At 44.2% G+C, this 7830-nt stretch carries 5 protein-coding genes, 1 tRNA gene and 3 pseudogenes; 3 read left to right on the top strand and 6 right to left on the bottom strand.

The genetic code is table 11. From position 1 onward, the window contains the following. Positions 1-508 precede the first annotated feature (508 nt). A pseudogene (locus QZW82_RS31820) lies at positions 509-1569 on the top strand (IS4 family transposase); the annotation flags it as partial. Between the two features lie 18 nt (positions 1570-1587). Here QZW82_RS31820 and QZW82_RS31815 read toward each other — a convergent pair. Next, positions 1588-2856: pseudogene (locus QZW82_RS31815) on the bottom strand (IS701 family transposase). A 77-nt stretch (positions 2857-2933) separates the two neighbouring features. Here QZW82_RS31815 and QZW82_RS31810 point away from each other — a divergent pair. Both QZW82_RS31810 and QZW82_RS31805 read left to right on the top strand, forming a co-directional pair. Beyond that, a pseudogene (locus QZW82_RS31810) lies at positions 2934-3284 on the top strand (IS4 family transposase); the annotation flags it as partial. Positions 3285-3674: 390 nt separating this feature from the next. Next, positions 3675-3748: transfer RNA gene (locus QZW82_RS31805), tRNA-Arg, on the top strand. A gap of 169 nt (positions 3749-3917) precedes the next feature. Here the strand turns inward: QZW82_RS31805 and QZW82_RS31800 are convergent. The 5 genes from QZW82_RS31800 to QZW82_RS31780 all read right to left on the bottom strand — a co-directional run. After that, positions 3918-4193, bottom strand: coding sequence for a flagellar alpha dynein (locus QZW82_RS31800; RefSeq protein ID WP_293158278.1), 276 nt, complete (start codon positions 4191-4193; stop codon positions 3918-3920). Between the two features lie 32 nt (positions 4194-4225). After that, the gene (locus tag QZW82_RS31795; RefSeq protein WP_293158275.1) at positions 4226-4531 is read right to left on the bottom strand and encodes a hypothetical protein; all 306 of its coding nucleotides are present in this window, start codon (positions 4529-4531) and stop codon (positions 4226-4228) included. 180 nt (positions 4532-4711) lie between these two features. Next, complete coding sequence (locus QZW82_RS31790) at positions 4712-6073, bottom strand: IS4 family transposase (RefSeq protein WP_293158272.1); 1362 nt, start codon at positions 6071-6073, stop codon at positions 4712-4714. Positions 6074-6214: 141 nt separating this feature from the next. Next, positions 6215-7648 (bottom strand): DUF5906 domain-containing protein, encoded by a 1434-nt coding sequence (locus QZW82_RS31785; RefSeq protein ID WP_293158269.1) that lies wholly within the window; start codon positions 7646-7648, stop codon positions 6215-6217. Further along, the coding region (locus tag QZW82_RS31780; RefSeq protein ID WP_293158266.1) for an IS1 family transposase at positions 7645-7830 on the bottom strand (186 nt) is incomplete at its 5' end. The genes QZW82_RS31785 and QZW82_RS31780, both read right to left, overlap by 4 nt.

Genomic DNA, 7830 nt, shown 5'->3' with positions numbered 1-7830 from the left:
TGTTTATGATTGCTATTGGTTTTTCAATGTTCGGATGATGTCTCTATTATTAACGGTATCGTTAAGGTTTGTAAAGGGGTGTAACGACAGCTTAACTGATGAGGGTCATCAGGAAAGCTGATGAAACCATAGAGAGGCGAAAAAAGCCCATTATTGGTGGAACCCGCACGCGAGTCCGTTGCGGACTTTGGTGCAAGATGCCAGATTGATGCTGTAGGGGCAATCCCTCGCAGTTGTCGCAATGTATATAGTGTTTTGTAGGGGACATCTTCCCCGTGGTAGCCGCGCGCGATCGGGATGCGGCGCTGTGTCTAAGCTTGGAAAATTGCTAAAAGAATATAGATGCGGGGCGGGGAATGCCAGTCAGAAGGGGATGAGCGCGGGTTTTAAACAGCTTGTTACCTAGAGCAGCAGAATGCCCCCATCAGAGCGGTACCCCGCTTGATGGCTGCTGTGTACACACAAGTTGCTCTAAACTAGAGTCCAAGCGTTGAAAGCCATATCAGATATGAATAGCCCCATTTTAATCCATGCCGCTAACCTCCCACAAACCGCCTTTGGAGACCCTCGGCTGGTAAAAAGGGGGCTTCACTTGTGCGTGGCAATCAGCCAGCATCACTCGATAAATATTCGCCGAATTAGTCGTAATCGGGCTGAGCAAGTGGGATATTACCGCTTCCTAGAGAATGAGCATGTGACGATATCCGAACTCGTTCGTAGTCTGTCAGACCATTGCCAACAGCAGGTAAATGGCCGTCATGTCAAGGCCATCAACGACAGCAGTGAGATTAACTTACAAGCCCATGCTGGACGATTGAAATCTAAGTCGTTAGGTGTTGTCGGGAACAATCAAGATGTGGGCTTTTTCCTTGATCCAACCCTGATATTGGACGCACAGTCCGGCTTTCCTCTGGGATTGAGTCACGTTCAACTCTGGACTCGGGAAGCTGGCCATAAGACAAAAAAAGAACGAAACTATCAAAAATTACCCATTGAAGACAAGGAATCTTTTAAATGGATTGACTCTGCCCAGAGCTCCAAGGCGGTGTCTCCAAGGCGGTGGTGCTAAGTTGGTGACGCATATTGGAGACCGTCAAAGCGATATCTATGAAGCTTGGGCTAGAATTCCCGATGGCTATAACCATCTGTTGGTCAGGGTTCGTCAAGATCGTCGATTGCATCACGAATCTGATTCTTTGTATGCTTTTTTGGGTCAGCAAAGCGATCGCAAGAACCTATTCTGTAGAAGTTTTGGCGGACGCCAGACTCAACCGTACAGCCCGCAGTGCTTGGCTAGCCGTTCGTTGTGCATCAGTTAAAATTCAAAGACCGGATAACCTGAGTGCCCAGGACTATCCAGACCATGTTGGACTGTGGGCCGTTGAAGCCAGAGAAGTGAGTCCGCCCACAGGCCAAAAACCGATTCTCTGGCGATTGCTGACGACCCATCCAGTCGAATCTGTTGAACAAGCTTTACAAGTCATCCTGTGGTACCGCTGGCGTTGGTGGATTGAACAACTATTTGCCACGCTCAAACGCGATGGTTTAGATATTGAATCCACCCAACTAGCGGGACTTAAACAAATTTTAAGCCCAAACAAGGCCTAAACTGGCTTTATAAGCGGAGAATACGTCCCAATTTTGGTTCAACCATTTTACAAACCTAAAAGATATGGCTGTCCGAAATGCTTCGAGTGCCTGAGTAAAGGTGTTTAAAGGTTTGTTTGCCCATGTACGCCTTAATCCTCCTGTTAACCTATGCCAGAGAATGAAAGTGTAAGCACAAAACACCATAATGAAATGTCTTTTCAGACTTCTTTCATCTCGCTCCTTGATATTCATTTAACCCCAACCAGCCCTTGGCTTCCCGATAGAAAACTTCGACCCAATTTCTTTGTGAGTAAGTTTTTACTATCCACTCCTCTGTCGCTGTTGATAAGTCAGCATTAGTCATCAAATAATCTATTTCAGTGGCGGTATCGAAAGTTTCTGCATTCATGACGATAGCCATTACTTTCTTACCCGTGCATTTTGATAATTCGACGAATTGAATTGCTACCCATACTGTTCTCGGTCGTTCTAAAGACAGTTGAATTTTTGTGAAAGCCTCTACAGGTAAGGATTTAGCTAAATTATCTACTCGAATCTCTTCTGTTTCATCTACTGTTTTTTGAATTATTACTTTGCGATTCTTGGCAAGTCCTCCGATATATTTTAATTTGCGGTTTTCTAATTCTTGTAAAAAACTGGTGTTATTACCATACCCTGAATCCATCAAGACTATTCCTGGTTTATAGCCTCTCGAAGCAGGTCTTGTCGATTAAATTTATGGCTATTTCTGGCTTTTTCTTGAAGTCTGGATCATCTTTTCCGGAGGGTAATGAGTCGGCTTTTTTATACAATTCAATATCTAATGGCAGGCTCTTTTTGCCATCATATAGATGACTGGTAACTACTACTACCCCATTGTCGGTTTTTCCGAGTTGTCCGATGTATTGTCTTCCTACACCGTCGGTAAAGTTACCACTTTTTCTGTGTCCTGAATCATCTATTATTAGGCTGAATCCTCGACTAATCTTGGTTTGATTACATTGATTCATTACGTCTAAGCGACGTTGATTGAGTTCATTGAATGACCAAGGCGCTGTTGTTAAAAAATGATGTAATTTGTGGTAGGTTACTCCCCAAGGCGTTTTCTGCCATCTGCGACAGGTTTTTTCGTTCACTTTCTCCCAATAATCCTCCTAAATAGTTCCTAAACTCTCGTTTTTGGGCAAGATGACCAAAAATATCGTCAAATCTTTGACACCATCTATCGAAGCAGGGGGGCATCGCCGCAGGGGTTGTCTCTTTCATGGGTCATTTTTTAACGTTATATGCTTGCTATGTAAACATTATAACCTATTTTTATCGTATTTTCTGTTTAAGTCCCGCTAGAATCGATAGAGGCGATTCAACGCTTGACGATTTTAGGGCTAGGGGTGGCGCTGAAGACGCTTCAATTGGTGGAAGGCCGGGACAAACCAGACCTCGAAGCAACCCTGGCATTCACCTGCATAGCAGCAATCATTCCTGGAGCAATTAGAGCCAAAGCTAGAAGGCAGGACTAAAAAGTTGCAAAACCCTCACCCTAAACGCTCCTTACCCTGGGCAACTTGGCTGATTGCTAGATTGGGTGGATGGTCTGGCTATCAATCCCAGCGCCCCCCGGAATTGCCACTCTCGTCCAGGGTTTGAGGAAATTTGAGTCCATCTTTTGGGGATGGCTGCTAGCTCAACCCTGACTTGTGTGTACACAGCAGGTCCTTTTAGGGCGGGGAGTGTCAAACCGTCTGAGGGCCGACTTAATTTCTGGAGATATCCGATCGACAAAATATTTGGGTTGACGACTGGTTTCAACTCAACCTCTAAATATAGCAATCGCCGCTTCGGGCGCGGACATAAATAAGCTCATGAATAGAGCCGAGACCGCGTGACACATAAACGGTTTGATGTCCGTACTCTGTAACTCTCCCCTGTCCCCTGTCAACTGTGAACTGTCAACTACCGGAACTTGCGGCCCTCCACAACCTATTTTTCTGGCTCGAACCGGTTTGTTGATAAATCAAAAAATATTTACTTGCTCGATCGCACACTCCACCGATACAATGATATTGTTAACGATTTTTTGAGTTGGGTGCGTAACTCAGTTGGATAGAGTAGCTGCCTTCTAAGCAGCGAGCCGCAGGTTCAAGTCCTGCCGTACCCGTTAACCAAACCTAACAACATCAATGCCTTGAGCCGTTCTTTACCGAAAAGGAGAGAGCGGCTCAAACCTTCTTTGTTGTGCGTTTGTTGTGCAATTGTTGTGCAAGACAAATGCACAACACTGCCAGCTCTGGCCAAGTGCATCCAGCTATCCTGTCGGCAGGCACAAGTCAGCTCTCCGAGTCAAGTATTTCCAAAACTGCCTCCATATCTGCCAAGTCGGCTCTCGACTTTTTACGCCGTGCTTTCAACTGGTTGAGCAAGTCGGCCGGCTCTGGGAAATCTGCAACTGCCGGAGCCGGATTTTTATTTGCTTCCCGATCGCGCGTTACGACCGCAAGTTCTTCCTTCAAGTTCTGAACTTCCAAGTCCAAATCACCATTACGTTCGTGCAACTGGTTAAGTTCCTTGTCCCATTCTGCAAGCTGCTTGTTGGCCGCTTTCAAGTCCTGCCTGAGCGATGGCAAGGATGAATCGCTCAGGCACTCAATTTTCCCAGCCGTTCCTCAATGACGGCCATCCGCTCCATCACCGGGTCAAGACTTGAACTTACAGCTTCGTCTACAGTGTCTACAATATTTGTAGACGCGACGCTATCATTGCTTCGTGTAGACAAAGTTGTGAATTTTGTAGACACCGGAGGCAGTGCTGTAGACGTGCCTGACATTTCCTTGAGAATGCGTTGTGCAGCTTGGCTAACCGACTCACCATCTAGTCTCTGAGCTTCTATCCAGTTCAGGAAGTGACCGGAAGCTCTGAACGATACAACTTGACTTTGACTCATTTGTAGACACCTGTATACATTATTTGTCTACAATAACAGGAACTGTTTACACTGTCAACATATTGTAGACGAAACTTGTAGACACAAAAATCCCCCTTAACTGGGGGACATTAGTCACAAGTTAAGCTAAAAACACTGTTGTCAATGAGTAATCTTACTCATTTTTTACCGAGATACCAATTAAAATATGACTCCATTTGTTGCCTTATTATTGCCAAAAAATTGTTCGGGACTTCTTTGAGTTCCAGGGAAAGGAGAAATAATTAGCCTGACATGAGGTTTTCGCATTCGCGATCGAATCCCTAAATCTTGATTTTTCTGATCGGCAAAATACTTAACTAGATCAGAAGCTGCTCCTTTTTGATAAGCCACAGAAAAATGATACATTCCCCGATAAATCATTTCTAATGAAACACGTTCAATTGGTACTCCTAATTCATCTGCAACAGCATCCCCTAAGTCTACCAAAACTGCATAAAATAGCCAGGTAGCCCAGATTTGGAGCTTGATTCCGTTGACCGAACCTGTCCATAAATAACTTAAATTTAGGAGTCTCTTTACTATACAAAAGGCGTCTTCAATTCGCCAACGTCTTTGATATAAATCTGCCACTACATAGGGAGGCAATATTTCCGGTTCTCGGACGCTTGTCAGATAAGAACGCCAGCCATTTTTCCACCGAATTTGTACTAATCTTATCGTCAAAGCTGGTGTTTTTTGGGTTCCTGCACCTATCTGAATTATCTGGTCTTTGACATCATAAGTATTTGTTAATACTCCTTTGACTTGATAAGATGCACCTTTCTTTATTCGAGTAATAAATCCAATTTCTTGCTCCATTAATTTTGACCAAAAAGCGAAGTGATAGAAGCCTCGATCCAGTAACAGCAAGGTTTTTGGTTTAACTGTTTTTAGCAAATCTTCTTCCCAATGAACATCTGCTTGTTTGGGATTTGTCCAAAACCAAATTTCTTGGGGAAGATGAGTTACTAGGTCTATTATTACTCCTATTTTTCCGGATAATTGACCAATTGGAACATCTGATAAACTATCTAGTTTCCGAAATAATGCTTCTAATGTTGAGCCGTCTGCTATCCAGATATTCTCAAAGTTTTTTAAAGCAAATTGTACGCTGTCTGGTAATGGTCTCGATTTTCTCATTAACCATTTTTGTCGAAAATGAGGTAGTAATTCTTTAAATACTTTCTCAAATAAAATTGCTGGAAAAGTTAAAAATCTTTGTGACAAGGCTTGTTGGCTAATGTTTTGTGGCTGACACCATAAAAATCCTTCTCTATTTAATAATCTGGTTAATTCTGTTACTCCTGCTACGTCTCGCCATAGTAAGCTTAATATTGCTGCCATCATTAACGGCAGTGTTAGAATTCTATCTCTTAAATTTAGTTGGCGATAAAAAGTTTTTTGGGCCGCCATTGCCGGAATTAATAAATCTTCCAGGTAATTCGCGATCGCTTCGTTTTCTACTTGGGGACGATTTTTTTTCTTGGCATGATCTCGGTTGATGCGTTTTTTGCTCGCCATAACTTCCTCAAATGCTTGCCTGACCAAGGTTTCAGTCTATTTTACCTTTTTTTTGTGTACCCCCTTGACAATTTGCACTTTTTCTTAACTTGTCACCAATGACTGGGGGATGGGATTGAGCCGTCAGTTGTCAAGCAACGGCTAAATTTTCCGCAGGTTGCAGAAGAGCATTGAGATTATCCGCCCGCCCTTCATTCCCTCACGTTCTTGCCAGTCAACCTTACAACTGATACTGGTATGAATCTCAACGATGCGGCCGTGCCAGTTGTAGGAAAGTTCATCAGGATTGTTGCCAGTCACTTTGTCCCCGACTCTAAATGCTTTGAGCGGGTCAGAGCAGGGGACGCCCGTGAGTAATTCTGTGAATTTTTGCTTGTCAGACTGACTGAGTTTTTCCACATAATTGCACAATTCCAAAATAGTTGGAGAAACATTGGAGCCATTGGAGCCAGCGCTCTGCGTAAGGGTTTCATTGGATCCACTGTTGGAGCCAGTATTTTTTGGCTCCGCAGTTGGATCCAACGAAACCCTTGCTGTGTCTACTGGCTCCGATGGCTCCAATGTTTTTAGAGTTCTTGCGGAATTTTGCACAAACCCTATCCCAAGCAGATATCTTTGATTTCTCCGCTCCATATCATCTCGTCCGCAATAGCGACACACTTGCAGTCTAGGAAAAATCTCGCTTAACCTTGACGACAACTGGTTTCTAGCTTTTACAGGAGCATCATACTTGTTGGGAAGTTCATTCCAAATCAATTTCTCCTTGGCGCCGCTAGTGTCTTTCTCTAAAATCCCTGCATCCTCATACCAAGCCTGCAATTGCTCCCACAAGTCATTAACCCAAACACGACCGCCAGACTGAACCTCTAGTCCAACCTCGCGAGCAAACTGCCACAAATGTCGGCTTTCCTCCTGAGCTTCTCGCATCGCCTCCTGGGTTGCCTTGTAGTCAACCCCTTCAGTTAACAACAGGGGCAACTGTTCCAACATCTTGTTAAGCGTCGCCGGTGCAATTCGTTCAAGGATAAAATTCTCGTCATCCTTAAAGCGTGGGTCAGCTTCCAACTCACCCGCAGACAAGTCAGCGCCACGCTTGTAGGTTTTCTTGAAACTCAAAATGCCATAGCGGTCATCAATTGCAGCCGTCCCCCCGGTGATAGACGGTAGTTTGTTGCAGTTGGCGAAAAAGGTAGAGGCAGGCTTGTATTCGTAGCTATCTTTGCCTTTGGGTTCAATATCAATCGGGTCGCCTGTAATAAACTGCTTCAGGCTCTGAACGTTGTCTAGATCTACTTTTGCAGTGTTCTCTGAAGCCCAATTGCAGATACCCCCTACAAGACCTGAAAGATTAAACTTGCGTCCATTATCGTAGGACTTGAAGTCTGACAACGACTTCCCGGTCATGCCACGCCCAAAAACAATCGCCAATACGGCTCGCAACGTATCTTTACCGTTAGACCCCTCACCGTAGCACAGCAAGCCTTTAACACCCCGTCCCGTCAATTTTGACCTCACCAGTTTTAGATTCAAGGCAGCAGCAGCAGTTCTGATAAAAATCTGGCGTTGCTGAATCAAGGTATGAATGCTCCAGGAATGGGAATATCGTCAAACTTCAAGTAATGTATTAATATTTTAATAGAATGCTTGAGCATTTCCTCACATTTAGAATAACAAAGAGTCTTGCGATGTAGTCTAGCTAGATAATGCCTTAGTCTTGTATTTTCCCCTTCTACTCTGGTCATATAAGTCTTGCTAAT

The sequence above is a fragment of the Microcoleus sp. bin48.metabat.b7b8b9.023 genome (genome assembly GCF_013299185.1).
Classification (GTDB): Bacteria; Cyanobacteriota; Cyanobacteriia; order Cyanobacteriales; family Microcoleaceae; genus Microcoleus.
Note: the sequence above shows the minus strand (reverse complement) of the source record. Positions and strands in the feature narration are given on the sequence as shown.